This is a genomic window from Janthinobacterium sp. JC611 (genome assembly GCF_018682595.1).
Classification (GTDB): Bacteria; Pseudomonadota; Gammaproteobacteria; order Burkholderiales; family Burkholderiaceae_D; genus Janthinobacterium.
This window is the reverse complement of record NZ_JAFLJN010000085.1, coordinates 59,369-77,998: the sequence shown is the minus strand read 5'-3', so window position 1 is coordinate 77,998 and position 18,630 is coordinate 59,369. Positions and strand designations below refer to the sequence as shown.

The window sequence follows — 18,630 nt, the reverse complement described above, 5'->3', positions numbered from 1 at the left end:
TCCGTCGCTGTTTGTCATCCATGGCGCAGTGTTGCAAGGCTGCGCCGTTACCAGGCTACCGCATGTCATCTTTCTCCCCCGCTGCCCTGCTGCGCAATCTGAAACCCGATAACTTCACCATCGCCCTGCTCGTCACCGTGGCGCTGGCCAGCTTCCTGCCCTGCACGGGCCAGACGGCCGTAATGTTCGGCCATATCACCACCGTCGCCATCGGCGCCCTGTTCTTCCTGCACGGCGCCAAGCTGTCGCGCGAAGCCGTGGTGGCCGGTGTCATGCACTGGCGCTTGCACCTGCTGGTGCTGGCCAGCACGTTTATTCTGTTCCCCCTGCTGGGCCTGGCCCTGCGTCCGCTGGCGCTGACCTTCCTCACGCCCGAGTTGTACGTGGGCATCTTGTTCCTGTGCGCCTTGCCATCGACCGTGCAATCGTCGATCGCGCTGACGGCCATGGCGCGCGGTAACGTGCCGGCCGCCATCTGCAGCGCCTCGGCCTCGAATTTCATCGGCATCTTCCTCGCTCCCATCCTGGTCGGCTTGCTGGTGGCGAAGGGCGCGGAAAGCAAGTCCTCGGTGGACGCCGTGCTGTCCATCGTCATGCAGTTGCTGCTGCCCTTCCTGGCCGGCCAGTTCCTGCGCCGCTGGATCGGCCGCTGGGTCGACCGCCACAAGGCCATGCTGAAATTCGTCGACCAGGGGTCGATCTTGCTGGTGGTCTACACGGCCTTCAGCGAAGCCGTCAGCGAGGGCCTGTGGCATACGATTTCGGTGGAAACCCTGGTGGCCCTGGGCCTGTTCAGCATCTTGCTGCTGGCGCTGGTGCTGGGCCTGATGACGTTCATCAGCCGCCGTCTCGGTTTTAGCAAGGAAGACGAGATCGCCATCGTCTTTTGCGGCTCGAAGAAAAGCCTGGCCAGCGGCGTGCCGATGGCCAAGGTGCTGTTTGCCACCCATGCGCTGGGCATGGTGATCTTGCCGCTGATGCTGTTCCACCAGATCCAGCTGATGATTTGCGCCGTGATCGCGCAGCGCTATGCGCAGCGGGACGAGGAGCGGGAAGTGCCGGCGACGACGCCGTGATGCGGCTCCTGTAGTAGCGTCAACGCCTGCCGCAAGCCCTCGACGATCGCCCGATACGCCTGCCGCCGGCTTCCCTCATCGGGCGCGCGCAGCACGTACGCCGGGTGATACACGGTGACCACCCAGCGTCCATCGTGTTGCACCGGCGTGCCGAGCAGCGGCGCCATGCTCGCCGCGCCATCCTGCAATATCGATTTCAAGGCCGTGCTGCCCAGCGCGACGATCACCCGTGGTTGGACCCGCTCGATCTCTTCTTCCAGCCAGCCATGGCAGGCGAGGATTTCGCGCTGCGCGGGCGTCTTGTGCAGGCGGCGCTTGCCGCGCGGTTCCCACTTGAAATGCTTGACGGCATTCGTTACATACACGCTGTCGCGCGCCACGCCCGCTTCCCGCAGTGCCTGCTCCAGCAACGCGCCGGCCGCGCCGACGAAGGGCAGGCCCGCCAGGTCTTCCTGGTCGCCCGGCTGCTCGCCGACCAGCATGATGCAGGCGGTGTGCGGCCCCACGCCGGGCACGGCTTGCGTGGCGCTTTTCCACAGCGCGCAGCGGCGGCACTGGTCCAGCGTCGTGGGTGCGTCGCGCGCGGGCTGGGCGCGCTCGGCGGCGATCGGGATCATGCTGGCACCGCCGCGCTGGCCCACGCTGGCCGTCTGGCCCGTGCGCCGTTCGCCATTCGCGGCGCCGCTCAGCATGGCGGGCACGATGACGCCTTCGGGCAGGTTTTTCCAGAAGCGCGCGGGGATATGGCTGTGCAGCAAGTCGGCATTCGCGCGCGCGGGGTTGAAGATGCTGCGGTAGTAGGTCAGCCACAGCGCTTCGCCCGCATCGTCGATCTCGGCCGCGCCGCGCAGCAGGGCCGGCCCCGCGTGCAAGGTCTGGCCATCCCACAGCATGCTGGCCGATGGCGTGGCGATCATCCAGCTGGTCGATCCCATGCGGCGCGCGAAGTGGCGCGTCACCTGCGGCAGCACCTCGTGCGCGGGTTCGTACCAGGCGACGAAGCGGGGCGCGCCCTCGGCCTCGCTGCGTTCGCGGAAGCGCACATACGCATGCATGTCGTGCTCTTCGCGCCGCACGGCCTTGACCATGGCGTGCAGGCGCGCACCGTCCGCGTCGGCCGGCGACACCACGTCGTGCTGGCCCAGCTGCCAGCGCCAGAGCACCTGATACAAGAAGGCCCAGCGGTCATGCACGTTGAAACAGGCGGCGCTCTCCAGCAGTTCCACCAGGGCACGGGGCAGGCGCAGCGGCGGCGCGCTGGTATCCGTGGCATCCGGCGTGGAGGAAAACAGGTCGCCATCGCCCTGCTGCGACTGCCAGGCGACGTCGGCAGGCGGCACGCCACGCGCGATCAGTTCGCGCGCCGCCGCGCGCCACGCGTCGAACGATTGCGCCAGCCGCACCACGCGCTCATTGACCTCGTTCATGCGGCCTGCAGTTCCGGCCACAGATGCATCTGCTGCGGTGCCTCGGCCATGGCGCGGCGCAGGTGTTCCGAGGCGGTGGTGTCGTGCGCGGGAAAGTAATCGGCCGTGATGATGAAGGGGGCGATTTTCTTCATGCTGCAGCGCAGGCGCGACAGGTCGGCGTAGCGCACCTGCCGCAGCCGGCGCAGGTCGACGATGCGCTGCGCGTTGCGCAGGCCGATGCCGGGCACGCGGGCGATCATGTGCTGCGCGGCGCGGTTCAAGTCCAGCGGAAAATGTTCGCGGTGCGCCAGCGCCCAGGCCAGCTTGGGATCGATATCGAGCGCCAGGTTGCCGCCGCTGGCGGGCAGCAGCTCGCTGGCCTGGAAACCATAGCTACGCAGCAAGAAATCGGCCTGGTACAGCCGGTGTTCGCGCAGCATCGGCGGCGGCGCCAGCGGCACGCTTGTCGGGCTGTCTGGAATCGGGCTGAAGGCCGAGTAGTACACGCGCTTGAGCTTGTAGCTGCCATACAGGGTCTCGGCCGTGGAGAGGATCTGCCGGTCGTCGCTGGCGTCGGCACCGACGATCATCTGCGTGCTTTGACCGGCAGGCGCGAAGCGGGGCGACTTCGGCTCCTCGGCCTTTTCATCGAGCTTGCGGCGGATGGCGCCCATCGCCAGTTTAATCGTGTGCACGCTCTTTTCCGGCGCCAGTTTCTGCACGCTGTCCTGCGTCGGCAGTTCGATATTCACGCTGAGCCTGTCGGCATAACGGCCCGCCTGCGCGATCAGGGCCGGGTCGGCGTCGGGGATGGTTTTCAGGTGGATGTAGCCGCGGAACTGGTGTACTTCGCGCAACTCGCGCGCCACCTGCACCAGCTGCTCCATCGTGTAGTCGGCCGACCGGATGATGCCGGAACTGAGGAACAGGCCGTCGATGTAGTTGCGCAGGTAAAAGTCGGCCGTCAGCTTGACCACTTCGGCCACGCTAAACCGCGCGCGCGGCACGTTCGAGCTGCGCCGGTTGACGCAGTACTGGCAGTCGTACAGGCAGTAATTGGTCAGCAGGACTTTCAGCAGCGAGACGCAGCGCCCGTCCGGCGTGTAGCTGTGGCAGATGCCCATGCCCGAGGTGGCGCCAAAGCCGTCCTTGCCGATGGAGTCGCGTTTGGGCGCGCCGCTGCTGGCGCAGGAAGCGTCGTACTTGGCCGCGTCGGCCAGGATTTCCAGCTTGTCCGTCAATTCCATGGCTCACCCCGATATACTGTGTTTATATACAGTATATCAGGGAATGCGCCTTGCGCCGTCTTGACTTGCGCGATGGCAGAACGCTATATATCAGTGTATATTACGGTCCTTGTTCACCGTTCACTTACAAGGATACGATCATGCGCCTCACCTCCCTTGCCAAGCTCCTCGGCACCGCCCTGCTGGCCACCGCCGCCACCTCCGCCGTTGCCGGCGAAGTGGTGGTGTCGGCCGCGGCCAGCCTGACGAACGCGTTCAAGGATGCGGCGCAGGGCTACGAGGCGCAGTATCCGGGCAGCAAGGTGTCCCTGAACTTCGCCGCCTCGGGCGTGCTGCTGCAGCAGATCGTCAAGGGCGCGCCCGTGGACGTGTTTGCCTCGGCCGACCAGGAAACCATGGATGCGGCGCAACAGCAGGGCCTCGTGCTGCCGGCCGACCGCCAGGACTTCGTCGGCAACAGCCTGGTGCTGATCGTGCCGCATGACAGCAAGCTGGGCATCAAGAGCCTGGCCGACCTGGCGCACAAGGGCGTGACCCGCGTGGCCATCGCCAACCCGGCCAGCGTGCCCGTCGGCCGTTACTCCGAAGGCGCGCTGAAGAAGGCCAAGCTGTGGGACGCCGTGCAGCCGAAAGCCATCGGCACGCAGAACGTGCGCCAGTCGCTCGACTACGTGGCGCGCGGCGAAGTCGATGCGGGCTTCGTCTACGCCACCGACGCGGCCATCATGAAAGACAAGGTCAACGTGGTGCTGGACGTGCCTTTGGCCTCCCCCGTGCTGTACCCGATCGCCACCATCAAGGGCAGCGGCAACGCGGCCGAAGCGAAGCGCTTCGTCAGCTACCTGCAGACGGCGCCGGCGCAAGCCATCCTCGCCAAATACGGTTTTAAAAAACCATAACGCAACCGCGCCCGCATGGATATCGTCTGGACCGCGCTGGCCCTGTCGCTGAAAGTGGCGGCATGGGCCACGTCGCTCAATTTGCTGCTCGGCATCGGTACGGGCTATCTGCTGGCGCGCACGCGCTTTCCCGGACGCGAGCTGCTCGACGCCCTCTTGACCCTGCCGATGGTGATGCCGCCCACCGTGCTCGGCTATTACCTGCTGGTGCTGCTGGGCCGGCGCGGCACCCTGGGCATCTGGCTGCAAGACAACTTCGGCATCAACCTCATCTTTACGTGGCAGGGCGCCGTGATCGCTTCCACCGTGGTGGCCTTTCCCCTCGTCTTCAAGCCGGCGCGCGCCGCCTTCGAGGCTGTCGACGGCCAGCTGGAGCAGGCCGCCCGCGTGCTGGGCATCTCGGAGCTGGCGATCTTTTTCCGCGTCACGTTACCGCTGGCGTGGCGCGGCATCCTGGCCGGCGTGCTGCTGGGATTCGTGCGCGCGCTGGGCGAGTTTGGCGCCACCCTGATGGTGGCCGGCAGCATCCCCGGCAAGACGCAGACCCTGTCGGTGGCCGTGTATGAAGCCGTACAGGCGGGCCAGGACGACGTGGCCAATACGCTGGTGCTGATCACCTCCTTGGTCTGCATCGTGGTGCTGCTGTCGGCGGGCCGCCTGGCGCCCGGGCGCATCGCGCACAAATGAGGTCCATGATGATGCCCATGCAACTCGACCTCGACATCCGCGCCACCTTGCGCTCCGGCAAACGCCGTTTCGACCTGCAGGTGCAATGCACCTCCGGCAGCCAGCGCATCGCCATGTATGGCCCGTCCGGGGCCGGCAAGAGCATGACCCTGAAAGCCATTGCCGGGCTCTTCACCCCGGACGCAGGCCATATCCGTTTGAATGGCCGCACCCTGTTCGATTCCGCCGCCGGCATCAATTTGCCGCCGCAGCAGCGCAATGTCGCCTACCTGTTCCAGGATTACGCGCTGTTCCCGCACCTGACGGTGCGCCAGAACGTGGGCTTCGGCCTGAGCCGGGGCTGGTTCAACCCGCGCGCGCGGGAAAAATTGCAGAAGGTCGAGCATTGGCTAGCCGCCTTCCACTTGCAGGAACTGGCGCACCAGTATCCCGACGAGTTGTCCGGAGGCCAGCGCCAGCGAGTGGCGCTGGCGAGGGCGCTCGTGGCCGAGCCAGACGCGCTGCTGCTCGACGAGCCGTTTGCCGCCCTCGATCCGGCCCTGCGTGTCAAAATGCGGCTGGAACTGAGCCAGTGGCAGCAGCGCCTGGACGTGCCCATGATCCTGATCACGCATGATCCGGAAGATGCGCGCATCCTGGGCGAGCATGTGCTGTACTTGCGCGACGGACAGATCGATAACAGGGAAGAACACATGGCATTGGGTGAACGCATTGGATAAATCAGCGGCAGCGGAAATCGGCCTGCAAGGCTCGGTATGGATGACGGTGGGCGGAGAGCACCTGGGCGGCGCCGGCCGGGTGGAATTGCTGGGCGCCATCGCCGAGTGCGGTTCCATCACGCAGGCGGCCAAGCTGGTGAAGATGAGCTACAAGGCGGCCTGGGACGCCATCGACGCGATGAACAACCTGGCCGGCGAACCGCTGGTCGAGCGCCTGACGGGCGGCAAGGGCGGCGGCGGCACGCGCCTGACCCCGCGGGGGCGCCAGCTGGTCGACAATTTCCGCATCATCGAGCGCGAGCATGCGCGCTACCTGCGCCAGCTGGGCAGCCAGGCCGAAGGCATCGCCGACGATTTGTTACTCATACGGAGAATGGCCATGAAAACCACGGCGCGCAATCAATTCCTCGGCAAGGTGGCCGAACTGAAACAGGGCGCCGTCAACGACGAAGTCACGCTGGAGTTGCCCGGCGGCCAGCACATCGTGGCCATCGTCACGCAGGGCAGCAGCGCCAGCCTGGGCCTGGTGCCGGGCGCGGAAGCGTTCGCGCTGATCAAGGCCTCGTCCATCATCCTGGTGACGGACAGCGAAGGGGCGCGCTTTTCCGCGCGCAATCAGTTGACCGGCAGCGTGACGCGCGTGCAGACGGGCGCCGTCAACACGGAAGTGGTGCTGGACCTGCCGCGCGGCGGCACCATCGCCGCCATCATCACGAACCAGAGCTGCACCGAGCTGGGTATCGAGATCGGCAGCAAGGTGACGGCGATGTTCAAGGCGTCCAGCGTGATCCTGGGCGTGCCCGCCTGATTTAATCCTTCAACCGCGACAACCAGTCGGACGCCGCCGCCAGCGCCTGTTCCAGTTCCTGCGCCGTCTGCGCCAGCAGTGCCGGCACTTCGTCCAGGCGGCCCGCATCGATGGCTTCCTCGGTGGCGAAGGCGGCGCGGATCAGGCGTTTCGTGCCCAGGGTGCCCACGGAGCCGCGCACGCCGTGCAGGATGCGCGCCACGTCGCTGTGGCGGCCGGCCTGCAAGGCCGTTTCGGCGTCGCGCACGGGCGTCATGCCCTTGTTCAGCGCGTCTTCCACCATGCGCCGCAGCACACCGCGTCCCTTGGCGTCGCGCCCCATCACCCGCATCAGGGGCGCCATGGAAAACACTTCCTCGTCGGCGACGGGCGCCGGCCCGGTCGTCTGCACTTGCGGGCGCCTGGGCAGGTGGCGCAGGATGACTTCCATCATCTCTTCCACCACCACGGGCTTGGCGATGAAATCGCTGATGCCGGCCGTCATGCAGCGCTCGCGCTCGGACGCCAGCACCCCGGCCGTCATGGCGATCACGGGCAGGTTCAGACGCAGTTCCGAGCGGATGATGTGGGTGGCGCTGAAACCGTCCATGACGGGCATCTGCATGTCCATCAGCACGATGTCGTAGCGCAGCGCTTCCGTGCGCAGCCGTTCCACGGCTTGCAAGCCGTCGCCCACGACGTCCAGGGTGGCGCCCATGTGTTCGAGGATGCCGCGCGCCACGGCCTGGTTCAAATGATTGTCTTCCACCAGCAGGAAATGCACGCCGGCCAGTTCCGTGCCCAGCGGCTGGTGCAGCATGCGCTGTTCGCCGCCGTCGTTCTTCGCGATCAGCGCCTGGTGCAGGGCGTCGAACAGGCTCGATCCGGTGATCGGCTTCATCAGCACGACGTCGGCCTCGGCCGCGCTGGAGATTTCCTCCAGGTGGTTGCGGGCGAAGGCGTTGACCATCACCACGATGGGCTGGCGCTGGCCGGCAGCGGCCTGGCGAATGGCCTTGGCCGTCGCCAGGCCGTCCATGACGGGCATGTGCCAGTCGGCCAGCACCACATCGTACGGTTGCCGCTGCGCCAGCCGTTCGCGGTACAGTTCGATGGCGGCGAAGCCGGAGTCCACTTCGTCGGCCAGCCAGCCCCACGCCTCGATCAGCTTGACGATCAGTTCGCGCGTGGTGCGGTTGTCGTCGGCCACCAGCAGGCGCAGCTGACCCAGCGCCGGCGTGCGGCGCGTCCCGGCCGGCTGCGCCAGCATCTCGAAGGGCACGCTGAACCAGAAGCGGCTGCCCTTGCCTTCGCTGCTGGCGACGGCGATGTCGCCGCCCATCATGCGGATCAGCTGCTTGCTGATGGCCAGGCCCAGGCCCGTGCCGCCGAAGCGCCGCGTGATGCTCTGGTCGCCCTGGGAAAACGCGGCGAACAGCTGCTGTTGCTGCAGTTCCGTCATGCCGATGCCCGTGTCGCGCACTTCGAAGCGCAGCCAGGCGCGGCCGCTCTCGCTCTCGGCCAGGCTGACGGCCACCACCACTTCGCCGCTCTCGGTGAACTTGATGGCGTTGCCGGCCAGGTTGACGAGGATTTGCTGCAGGCGCTGGGCGTCGCCCACGAGGCGCCGCGGCACGTCGGGCTCGACGGCGATGGCCAGTTCCAGCTCCTTCTCGCCCGCGTTCATCGTCATCGTCGTGGCCAGGGTATTCATGACTTCGTCGAGGTCGAATTCGACGGGCGACAATTCCATGCGGCGCGCCTCGATCTTCGAATAGTCGAGCACGTCGTTGAGAATGCCCAGCAGCGACTGGCCCGCCACGCGCACCATGGTCAGATACTTGCGCTGTTCCGTATCGAGCTTGGTATTGCCCAGCAAATACACCATGCCCAGCACGGCATTGAGGGGCGTGCGGATTTCATGGCTCATGTTGGCCACGAAATCGCTCTTCGCGCGGTTGGCCGCCTCGGCCCGGTCGCGCTCCTGTTCCAGCTCGGCCGCGCGCGCTTCGAGTTCCTGCTGCAGACGGTCGCGTTCGCTCATCAGGCCGTTGAACGCTTCCGTCAGTTCGCCGATCTCGTCGCGCTGCTGCACCGGCACGGGGGTGAAGCGGCTGCCGCTGGTGCGCAGGGCCAGCAGGGTATCGCGCAGGCGCACCAGCGGCGACAGCAGGCGCACGGTGACCCAGCCCAGTACAAAGGCGGCCAGCAGCGAGGCGAGGATGCTCCACAGCACCAGCCGGTACAGCACGCCATCGAACGGTTCGAAGGCATCGTCGACGGGCAGCGAGGCGGCCAGCAGCCAGTTCACCGATTTCAGGCGCTTGAAGCTGTTGACGGCCGTGATGCCGCGGCTGTTGGTGCTGACCATGCTGCCTTCGCCGTCGTCCTGCAGCAGCTGCGTGGTGGCCAGGTTGGCGTTCGGCTGGCGCGGCTGCAGCAAGCGGCTGGTATCGGGGTGCAGCACGTAGCGCGGCACGGCGCCGCGCGTGAGAATGAAGTAATAGCCGCTCTTGCCGATCTTTTCCGAGCGCAGGCGCCCCAGCAGGTTGTCCTTGTACAGGCGCAGCACGCCGATCACGACGCCGGCCACCTGGCCGTCGGCGGCCAGCACGGGCGCGACCATCTGCACGATGGGCATGCCGCTGGACTTGCCCAGCATCGGTTCGGTGATCATGGGCTGGCGCGTGCGCAGCACGGCCTGGAAGTACTCGCGCTCGGCGACGTTGATGCCGGCGCGCCCCGCCACCTTCGGCATGTCGGCCACGATGGCGCCTTGCGCGTCGAGCACCAGCACGTCGTCGAACAGCACCAGCATCGAGCGGCGCGCATAGTATTCGCGCAGCTTGTCCGGCTGGGCGATCAGCTCCGGCGGCTGCTGTTTCGCCGTCAGGGCGACGATCTGCAGCAGCATGCCCAGCTTGTCGTCGAGCTCGGCAGCGGTGCGGGTGATCAGGGACGCCTGTTGGCTCAGCAATACGCGGGTGAAGTCGTCGCGCATGTGCCGCACCTGGATCATGGTGACCAGCGCGATCATGGCGATCGAGGTCAGGCTGGTGGCCAGCGCGACTTTTGCTTTAATGCCGAGAGGCTTCATGATTTCCTTTTCAGTACCGTGCGGCACAGGCGGCAGATAATGCTGTTAGGAATTTTCCTATCAATACATCAACTTGGCAAGCATCGCCACGCAAATGGCCTTCCCCGCCTGGGCTTTTGACGATGTTGCCATATAATTAAAGGCTGGAGATCGTTTTTCAGCGAAATTGCGGTGAAATTGGCACACGGCAACCGTGTATGCAGTAAACTCGTTGTTGCATTTTCTAAAAGGTACCGACATGACTGAAGCGCTACTCACTCCCACCTTGCCCACAGTGAACGTGGAAGCGTTGCGTGCGCGATGCTCGACCTGCAGCATGCATCAATTGTGCCTGCCGATGGGCCTCGATATGGGCGATATGGACAGGCTGGACCAGATCATCGGCCGTCGTCGCAAGATCGCGCGCGGCGCCTCGCTGTTCCGCATCGGCGACCCGTTCCAGAACCTGTACGCGATCCGCCTGGGCCACTTCAAGACCTACCAGATCAATCCGGGTGGCGAGGAGCAGGTGACGGGTTTCCAGATGGCGGGCGAATTGCTGGGCATGGACGCCATCAGCGCCGACCGTCACCACTGTAACGCGGTGGCGCTGGAAGACAGCGAAGTGTGTGAAATTCCGTTTTCCAGCCTGGAACAATTGCTGGGCAATATGCCGACCCTGCTGCGCCATTTCCACCGCATGATGAGCCAGGAAATCACGCGCGAGCAAAGCGTGATGCTGTTGCTGGGCAATATGCAGGCGACGCAGCGTTTTGCCGCCTTCATCGTCAACCTGGCGTCGCGCTACGAGGCGCGCGGCTATTCGGGCAGCAAATTCCAGCTGCGCATGTCGCGCGAGGAAATCGGCAACTACCTGGGCCTGACCATCGAGAGCGTCAGCCGCCTGCTGTCCAAGTTCAAGAAGGAAGGCTGGCTGCGCGTCTCCAACCGCGAGATCGAGATCCTGCAGCCGGCCAAGTTGAAAGCCATAACGGCCGGCACGGACACCTGCAAGTAACAGCACCGTCAAAACCTACTGCGCGTCGCGCTTTGCGGTCTGCGATGCTCGCTGGCTCGGCGCCCCCGTGCATAGCACAGCTGCGCTTCTCAACCACAAATCACGGCCGCTCGCTACGGTTTTCCCGGCACTGTACGTTACAGTTCTTCATCCGCATGCAGCGCGATGCTGCGTTGCAGCGGCCAGGTCCAGATGCCGGACAGGCGCCACTCGCGTTTGTCGTTTTCCACCAGCACTTGCCAGCGGCTGCGCTCGAGCATCGGCAGCGCGACGGAAAAATTGCCGGCCGCATCGGGTTGCACCAGCAGCTTGATATCCTTTTCCGGTAACGTCGCATGCGCCAGGTGCAGCTGCAAAGGCCCCTGGTAAGCCTTGCCGAAGCTGTGCACGGAACCACTGAGGCGCGCCGACGCCACGTCGTACGACAGGCTGGTATCCATCGCCAGGTCGCTGGCGACCGTGTCGCGCTTCAAATCCTGGTTGATCGCCTTGCCCTGCTTGTAATAATCGCCCACCACCAGCGCATCGGGCTGCGTAAACGCGATATAGCCCATGAAGCTGCCGACGACCACGGACAGGCCGGGGCCGATCATCAGCAGCCATGGCCAGCGATGCTTGTACCACGGTGCAACGGGCGCTTGCAGTTTCAGACTGTCGGACATGCTATTTCTCCTGTTTAATCAGCCAGTCCCCATGCGGGGACCGGCCTTCCTGCAACTTCGTGGCGGCGGCGAGGGCACCCGGTCCCCGTCCGCCTTTCCTTGTTAACGCGGCACGATGAAGACCGCGCTTTCACGCACATGCAGCGCTGGGTCGTCCAGCGAGTGCAATTCGATCGCAATCTTGTTCGACCCCTTCTCGCCCACGCCGTGCGGCACGCGCAGGCGGATCGGCCAGCCCAGCGTTTCCGTTGGCTGCAAGGTCACTTCTTCGCGCGTCAGCAAGGTCAGGCCCGGCAAGCCGGAAGCGCTGATTTTAAAATGCTGGCTTTGCTCCGAGGTGTTCATGATCTGCAAGCGGTAGACGTTTTCGATCATGCCGTCTTCCACTTCGCGTCCCATCGAACCGCGGTCGCGGATCACGTCCATTTTCAGGGGCGTGCGCAGCGCCAGCGAAGTGCATACGGCGATGATGATCAGGGCCAGGATGGAAGTGTAGATCAAGACGCGCGGGCGCATGGCGCGCTGGCGTATCTGCTGCGAATTGAAGTTGTTTTCCATCGCATGGTCGGTACTGTAGCGTATCAGTCCCCGTGGCCGCTCGACCTTGTCCATCACGCTGTTGCAGGCATCGACGCAAGCGGCGCAGCCGATGCATTCATACTGCAGGCCGTTGCGGATATCGATACCGGTCGGACACACCTGCACGCACAGGGTACAGTCGATGCAATCGCCCAGCCTGGCGTTGTTGCCGGCCTTCTTGCTCAGTGCACCGCGTGGTTCGCCGCGCTTGGCATCGTAGGTGATGATCAGGGTGTCCTGGTCGAACATGGCGCTCTGGAAGCGCGCGTAGGGGCACATGTATTTGCACACCTGCTCGCGCAGCCAGCCCGCGTTGCCGTAGGTTGCCAGGCTGTAGAACAAGACCCAGAACCATTCCCAGGGACCGAAGTTCAGCGTGGTCACCGAGTGCGCCAGTTCCTTGATCGGCGTGAAGTAGCCGACAAAGGTAAAGCCCGTCCACAGGGCGATGGCGCCCCATGCCAGGTGCTTGGCCGTCTTCTTGACGGCCTTGCGCACGGACGGGCCCTGCTTGTCGAGGGCCATGCGCGCGCTGCGCGTGCCCTCGATGCGGCGTTCGACCCACAGGAAGATTTCCGTGTACACCGTTTGCGGGCAAGAGAATCCGCACCACACCCGCCCGGCAATGGCCGTGACGAGGAACAACAGATACGCACAGATGATCAGCAGGGCCGCCAGATAGATGAAATCCTGGGGCCACAGCACGACGCCGAAAATGTAGAACTTGCGCGTGGTCAAATCGAACAGCAGGGCTTGCCTGCCATTCCAGGTCAACCACGGCAAGCCGTAGAACGCCAGCTGGGTAAGCCATACGCATACCCATCGCCAGGTAGCGTAGCGTCCTTTGGCCTCGCGAGGGTAGATTTGCTCGCGGGCCGCATACATCTTGATGACTTGAGGTTCCATTGCTTACTTTGCGGGCGCCTGCGGATTCGACAGGCTCCAGACATACGCCGACAGCACGTGTACCTTGGATTCGCCGAGGAAGTCGCTGAAGGCCGGCATGGTGTTGCTGCGTCCCTTGCGGACGGTTTCCATGATGGTATCGGCGCTGCCGCCGTACAGCCAGATCTTGTCCGTCAGGTTGGGCGCGCCCAGCATCTGGTTGCCCTTCGCATCGGCGCCGTGACAGGCCATGCAGGCGCCAAACTTGGCCTTGCCCAGCACGGACTTGACGGGGTCGGAGGTGGAACCGGACAGGTTCAGCACATAATGGGCCACGTTCTCGACATCCTTTTCGGAGCCCAGGGCGGCGCCCATCGGTGGCATCTGCCCATTGCGGCCGTGCATGATGGTGGTCTTGATGACGTCAGGTTCGCCGCCATACAGCCAGTCCTTGTCGGTCAGGTTGGGGAAGCCCTTGTTGCCGCGCGCATCCGAACCGTGGCATTGCGCGCAGTAGGTCAGGAACAGGCGCTGGCCGATGGCTTGCGCCTGCGGATCGGCGGCCACCGTCTTCAAGTCCTGGCTCAGGTACTTGTTGAACAGGGGGCCATAGTCGGCTTCCGCCTTTTTCAGCTCTTCCTCGTACTGGCCCGTCGATTTCCAGCCCAGGCTGCCGGCATAGTTGCCCAGGCCCGGATACAGGAACAGGTAGGCCAGCGCGAAGACGATGGTGATGTAGAACAGCCACATCCACCAGCGCGGCATCGGTGTGTTGAGTTCCTTCAAGTCCTCGTCCCAGACGTGGCCCGTGGTGCCGTCGGCGGGGGCGCCGGCGGCCACTTTCACCTTCGACTGCGAGTACAGCAGCACGCCGCAGCCGATGATGCCCAGCAGGGACAGCACGATCACATAGATATTCCAGAAGCCATTGGTAAAGTCAGCCATGGTGATGCTCCTTCGCCAGGTTCATCTCGGCCTCGGCCGGATAGTCCAATGCGTCGTCGGCGAACGGCAGGCGTGCCGCCGCGTCGAAGTCGCTGTTGCTGCGGCTGAACGTCCACCACAGGATGCCCACGAACGTCGTAAAGGAAACCACCGTCATGACGCTGCTGGCGCTGTCAAACAGGTTGTCGATTGCCATGCTAATTCCTTGTTTTGATTAATGTACCGAGGCCTTGCAGATAGGCGACCAGGGCGTCTTCTTCCGTCTTGTCCTGCAGTTGCGCGGGGCCGGCGGCGATTTCCGCGTCGCTGTACGGCTGGCCCAGGCGTTGCAGGGCGCGCATCTTCGGCATGATGTCGTCAGGCACCAGCTTGGTCTTCGCCAGCCAGGGGTAGGCCGGCATGTTCGACTCGGGCACCACGTCGCGCGGGTTGTTCAAGTGCGTGCGGTGCCATTCGTCGCTGTAGCGGGCGCCCACGCGGGCCAGGTCGGGCCCCGTGCGCTTGGAACCCCACTGGAACGGACGGTCGTAGACGAACTCGCCGGCGACCGAATAGTGGCCATAGCGTTCCGTTTCCGCGCGCAGCGGACGCACCATCTGCGAGTGGCAGTTGTAGCAGCCTTCGCGCACGTAAATGTCGCGGCCCGCCAGGCGCAGCGGCGAATACGGCTTCAGGCCGGCGACCGGCTCCGTCGTGCTCTTCTGGAAGAACAGGGGGACGATCTCGACGGCGCCGCCGATGCTGATCACCACCGTGACCAGGGCGATCAGCAGCCAGGGGTTTCTTTCAATCCATGCATGTGAAAATTTCATTTGCTTTCGCTCCTATCAGGCGTGCGCCGCGTTCAGTTCCGGAATGCGGGCGACGGGGAGTTTGCTGCCGCGCAGAGTCATCCAGGTGTTGTAGCCCATGATGCACATACCCGACAGGTACAGCAGGCCACCGGCCACGCGCACCACGTAGTACGGATACGTCGCTTTCACGCTCTCGACAAAGGTGTAGGTCAGGGTGCCGTCCGGATTGACCGCGCGCCACATCAGGCCCTGCATCACGCCGGCGATCCACATTGCCGCGATGTACAGCACGATGCCGATGGTGGCCACCCAGAAGTGCACGTCGACCAGGCGCGTGCTGTGCATCTGCGTGCGGCCCGCCAGGCGCGGCAGCAGGTAGTAGATGGAACCCATGGTGATGAAGCCCACCCAGCCCAGGGCGCCCGCATGCACGTGGGCAACGGTCCAGTCGGTGTAGTGCGACAGCGAGTTGATGGTCTTGATCGACATCATCGGACCTTCGAAGGTGGCGATGCCGTAGAACGACAGCGAGACGATCATGAATTTCAGGATCGGGTCGGTGCGCAGCTTGTGCCAGGCGCCCGACAGGGTCATGATGCCGTTGATCATGCCGCCCCAGCTTGGTGCCAGGAGGACCAGCGAGAAGACCATGCCGATCGATTGCGTCCAGTCAGGCAAGGCCGTGTAGTGCAGGTGATGCGGGCCCGCCCACATGTAGGTGAAGATCAGCGCCCAGAAGTGGACGATGGACAGGCGGTACGAGTACACGGGGCGCTCGGCTTGTTTCGGGATGAAGTAGTAGACCATGCCCAGGTAGCCGGCGGTCAGGATGAAACCCACCGCGTTATGGCCGTACCACCACTGGATCATGGCGTCCTGCACGCCCGCGTAGGCGGAATACGACTTGGTGAACGAGGCTGGCATGACGGCGCCATTGACCACGTGCAAAATCGTCACGGCCAGGATGTAGGCGCCGAAGAACCAGTTGGCCACGTAGATGTGCTTGACCTTGCGCTTGATCAGGGTGCCGAAGAAGACGATGGCATAGGCGATCCAGACGACGGCGATGAGGATGGCGATAGGCCATTCCAGTTCCGCGTATTCCTTGCCGCGGGTCAGGCCCATGGGCAGGCTGACGACGGCGCACAGGATCACCGCTTGCCAGCCCCAGAAGGTGAAGGCGGCCAGTTTGTCGGAAAACAGGCGCACCTGGCAGGTGCGTTGGACAACGTAGTACGAGGTGGCGAACAGGCCGCAGATGCCGAAGGCGAAAATCACCGCATTCGTGTGCAGCGGACGCAAACGTCCGTATGTCAGCCAAGGTATGTCGAGGTTCAGGGCAGGCCAGGCCAGCTGAGCGGCGATGATAACGCCAACCAGCATGCCGATGATGCCCCATACCACAGTAGCGACCGCGAATTGCTTCACGATCTTGTAGTTATAGTTCAGCGATTGATCCACAAAGACTCTCCCTGGAATTACTATTTATGATGGTGGCCAGAGAGTAAGTGTTTGACCGCGAAAAAACTTTGATGTGGATCAAAATTCCCCGGATGAAATAAGCATAGCGAACTGGCATCGAAATAAAGTGATATTTCGGTCAAAAAAGCCATGCAAGATCCCTGCAACAGCTTGCTTGATGTGGCGTAAAACGTGCGCTTGAGCAAGGGCTTAGAGTGGCCAGTCCAGTCATGATGAGGGCTAGCCATGAGTCATGCCGATAGCGCGCCAGCGGATGGTGAAGATATTAAGTTGGTTGTGGGAAAGTTCAGCGGAACGTCCCTGTTCTGCCACAGCCTGCTCGACTGCCTGCAGCAGATGCCGTCGCCGGGCATCGTCATCTTCGTGCACGGCGTCAATTCCGAAGGCGAGTGGTACCGCGCGGCGGAAGAAGGCCTGTGCAAGGGCTTGAATGCGCGCATGGAGCGTTGCGACGAGCACCTGTGCCACGCCACGCCCGAGGCCGGACAATTGACGCCGCTGCGCTACCGGAGCGAACTGAGCGATGACGGCTATGTCGACCCCGACTACACGGCCGCCACCTTCGTCGCGCCGCAAGCGCATTTCTCGCCCGTGATCCAGTTCCGCTGGGGCTACAAGGCCAGCGACACCGAATTGCAGAAATATGGCGATTCCGTCTACCTGAACGAACATGCTTACTGGGGCGGCGGACCGTTCGCCAATGGCTGCTCCTCGCTGCCGGACCTGTGGGGCGAGGGCTTGTCCGATGCCCTCTTCCTGTTCATCCATATCGAGCATCTCAATCCCGTCAACGACCGCATCGTGTATGCCTGCCCGCCGCGCCCCTACTTCGTGCTGGCCGCGCTGCGCCTGGCGCACCTGGTGGCGGCCATCCGCCGGCAGCAGGCCGACGCGCCGATTACCCTCGTCTGCCACAGCCAGGGCAATATGGTGGGCATGGCGGCCGCGTTTCTGGGCAATAAGATGGCCAGGGTGCAGGATGCGGCGGGAAAAAGCGGGCGCTGCGTGGCCGATACCTATGTCTTGTGCAACCCGCCCTACAGCCTGTTGCGCAGAAACGATACGGAAGGCTGGCTGCAGGGGCAGGTCAGGGATGTCGATGGCAATGTCGGCCGGCAAAGCGGCAAGGCGCGCCGCCAGACCCTGGCGGCATTTTTCGACATCGTGCGCGGCCAGGCGTCGGAACCGGCCATCGATCCCTGCCTGCGCCGCATGGCGGACAACGAGACACATGATTTCAGCCTGGACAAAGACAAGGCCAGCCATGGCTGCGGCCCGCAGAAAGGCACGCGCGGTCGCGTCACCCTGTATTGCAATCCGCACGACCAGGTGATTTCCGCCACGCCCATCCAGGGCATCGGCTGGCTAGGTCTCAGCGCCGAGGAGATCAAGGCCACGCGTGGCGACGGCGTGTTTACCCAGCGGGTGTTTGCGCAGGGCTTTCCCGTTGGCCAGCACGGCGATTATGATTATTGGAGCAATCACTATCGCCAGCCCGCGCGGGGCAGCGCCGATTTCTGGCATCCGCATTCGCCGATCTCCAGCTACGATCCGAATAAAGGCGTGCGCGCCAGCACCAGCGCGGCCGGCAAGACGGCGAGCGTGCGCACGGCCTCCGCCGTGTCGGCCCTCATGAAGATGCTGAAGACGCCCATCAATGCCGTGCCGCCCGACGACTGGCGCATCCCCGTGACGGCGCCCGCCTTGCCGGAAGTGTTTACACCGCAGGCCATGCGCTTTGGCGTACCCAGCCCCCAATTCGACCAGGATATCGATCCGCCCGGCACGCACCGCCATGCGGGCAAGGCACGTCAGAAAGGCGAGCCGTATGCCGATACAAGCGTGGGCGGCACGCCGCAGGGCGACCGCGATACCGAGGCGGCACTGCGCTACGAAGACCACGCCCGCCTGCGCATGAAGGCCCGCCGCGGGAAGCTGGACGGCAATGACGGCAAGGCGATGATGGAGGACGACCTGTCGACCGCCACGCCGGAATATTTGCAATGGCGCAAGCAGGAAATCGCCGCGCAACTGGTGGCCACCTGCGACACGCATGCGACCGACCACTCCACCATCCTGAGCAATCCCGGGCACGCGGAAAAGGCGCTGGCGTACGACGTGGCGATCGGGGTGTGCCATATCGGCGAGGAGGCGATGCGACAACTGCGTATCGCGGCAGATTGGCGTCTTTTAATCACCGGTAATGAAATGCTGCCATTGAAAATATTCCGTGAGTATTTTTTGACGGGAACGTTCAATGAACTGCCATTGCTGGATTGGGTGCGCAACGGTGGCAGCACGGGAAGCATGCCTTCTGAAATTGTGGATGAACGCATGTACAAGCGCCCGGAGACATCCTGATGCG

16 protein-coding genes are annotated in these 18,630 nt (G+C 64.0%); 7 read left to right on the top strand and 9 right to left on the bottom strand.

The window, feature by feature from the left end:
• Positions 1 to 62 precede the first annotated feature (62 nt).
• Positions 63 to 1,076, top strand: a complete 1,014-nt coding sequence (locus tag J0O65_RS27115) for a bile acid:sodium symporter family protein (RefSeq protein WP_215410220.1) — start codon at positions 63 to 65, stop codon at positions 1,074 to 1,076.
• Here the strand turns inward: J0O65_RS27115 and J0O65_RS27110 are convergent.
• Positions 1,028 to 2,503 carry a UdgX family uracil-DNA binding protein gene (locus J0O65_RS27110; protein WP_215410219.1) on the bottom strand — a complete coding sequence of 492 codons (1,476 nt, stop codon included), beginning with the start codon at positions 2,501 to 2,503 and terminating at the stop codon, positions 1,028 to 1,030. The two genes, J0O65_RS27115 and J0O65_RS27110, sit on opposite strands and share 49 nt — an antisense overlap.
• Complete coding sequence (locus tag J0O65_RS27105; protein WP_215410218.1) at positions 2,500 to 3,732, bottom strand: putative DNA modification/repair radical SAM protein; 1,233 nt, start codon at positions 3,730 to 3,732, stop codon at positions 2,500 to 2,502. The genes J0O65_RS27110 and J0O65_RS27105 overlap by 4 nt, the downstream gene beginning before the upstream one ends.
• 140 nt (positions 3,733 to 3,872) lie before the next feature.
• On the opposite strand from J0O65_RS27105, the gene modA reads away from it, so the two are divergent.
• The 4 genes from modA to J0O65_RS27085 are packed head-to-tail and all read left to right on the top strand — an operon-like array spanning position 3,873 to position 6,845.
• Positions 3,873 to 4,631: a molybdate ABC transporter substrate-binding protein gene (gene modA / locus J0O65_RS27100; RefSeq protein ID WP_215410217.1), complete on the top strand. Its 759-nt coding sequence runs from the start codon at positions 3,873 to 3,875 to the stop codon at positions 4,629 to 4,631.
• 15 nt (positions 4,632 to 4,646) lie between these two features.
• Positions 4,647 to 5,318 (top strand): molybdate ABC transporter permease subunit, encoded by a 672-nt coding sequence (gene modB / locus J0O65_RS27095; RefSeq protein ID WP_215410216.1) that lies wholly within the window; start codon positions 4,647 to 4,649, stop codon positions 5,316 to 5,318.
• Between the two features lie 17 nt (positions 5,319 to 5,335).
• Positions 5,336 to 6,037 carry a sulfate/molybdate ABC transporter ATP-binding protein gene (locus tag J0O65_RS27090; protein ID WP_215410267.1) on the top strand — a complete coding sequence of 234 codons (702 nt, stop codon included), beginning with the start codon at positions 5,336 to 5,338 and terminating at the stop codon, positions 6,035 to 6,037.
• A 40-nt stretch (positions 6,038 to 6,077) separates the two neighbouring features.
• Complete coding sequence (locus tag J0O65_RS27085) at positions 6,078 to 6,845, top strand: TOBE domain-containing protein (RefSeq protein WP_215410266.1); 768 nt, start codon at positions 6,078 to 6,080, stop codon at positions 6,843 to 6,845.
• 1 nt (position 6,846) lies between these two features.
• On the opposite strand, the gene J0O65_RS27080 is transcribed toward J0O65_RS27085, so the two are convergent.
• Positions 6,847 to 9,921 (bottom strand): response regulator, encoded by a 3,075-nt coding sequence (locus tag J0O65_RS27080; protein ID WP_215410215.1) that lies wholly within the window; start codon positions 9,919 to 9,921, stop codon positions 6,847 to 6,849.
• Positions 9,922 to 10,159: 238 nt separating this feature from the next.
• Here J0O65_RS27080 and fnr point away from each other — a divergent pair, with 238 nt between their 5' ends.
• Positions 10,160 to 10,918: a fumarate/nitrate reduction transcriptional regulator Fnr gene (gene fnr / locus J0O65_RS27075; RefSeq protein WP_215410214.1), complete on the top strand. Its 759-nt coding sequence runs from the start codon at positions 10,160 to 10,162 to the stop codon at positions 10,916 to 10,918.
• Between the two features lie 137 nt (positions 10,919 to 11,055).
• On the opposite strand, the gene J0O65_RS27070 is transcribed toward fnr, so the two are convergent.
• The 6 genes from J0O65_RS27070 to ccoN form a co-directional block, all read right to left on the bottom strand.
• Complete coding sequence (locus J0O65_RS27070; protein WP_215410213.1) at positions 11,056 to 11,580, bottom strand: FixH family protein; 525 nt, start codon at positions 11,578 to 11,580, stop codon at positions 11,056 to 11,058.
• A 102-nt stretch (positions 11,581 to 11,682) separates the two neighbouring features.
• Positions 11,683 to 13,065: a cytochrome c oxidase accessory protein CcoG gene (ccoG, locus tag J0O65_RS27065; protein ID WP_215410212.1), complete on the bottom strand. Its 1,383-nt coding sequence runs from the start codon at positions 13,063 to 13,065 to the stop codon at positions 11,683 to 11,685.
• A gap of 3 nt (positions 13,066 to 13,068) precedes the next feature.
• Positions 13,069 to 13,989, bottom strand: coding sequence for a cytochrome-c oxidase, cbb3-type subunit III (gene ccoP / locus J0O65_RS27060; protein ID WP_215410211.1), 921 nt, complete (start codon positions 13,987 to 13,989; stop codon positions 13,069 to 13,071).
• On the bottom strand, positions 13,982 to 14,185 hold the full coding sequence (locus J0O65_RS27055; RefSeq protein ID WP_215410210.1) for a cbb3-type cytochrome oxidase subunit 3: 204 nt from the start codon (positions 14,183 to 14,185) through the stop codon (positions 13,982 to 13,984). The genes ccoP and J0O65_RS27055 overlap by 8 nt, the downstream gene beginning before the upstream one ends.
• 1 nt (position 14,186) lies before the next feature.
• Positions 14,187 to 14,801 carry a cytochrome-c oxidase, cbb3-type subunit II gene (ccoO, locus tag J0O65_RS27050; protein ID WP_215410209.1) on the bottom strand — a complete coding sequence of 205 codons (615 nt, stop codon included), beginning with the start codon at positions 14,799 to 14,801 and terminating at the stop codon, positions 14,187 to 14,189.
• Between the two features lie 15 nt (positions 14,802 to 14,816).
• Entirely contained in the window at positions 14,817 to 16,244 is a 1,428-nt protein-coding gene (gene ccoN, locus J0O65_RS27045; protein WP_046681775.1) for a cytochrome-c oxidase, cbb3-type subunit I, read from the bottom strand.
• Positions 16,245 to 16,541: 297 nt separating this feature from the next.
• Between ccoN and J0O65_RS28335 the strand changes: the two genes are divergently transcribed.
• Entirely contained in the window at positions 16,542 to 18,626 is a 2,085-nt protein-coding gene (locus J0O65_RS28335; protein ID WP_215410208.1) for a T6SS effector phospholipase Tle3 domain-containing protein, read from the top strand.
• Positions 18,627 to 18,630: the final 4 nt, after the last annotated feature.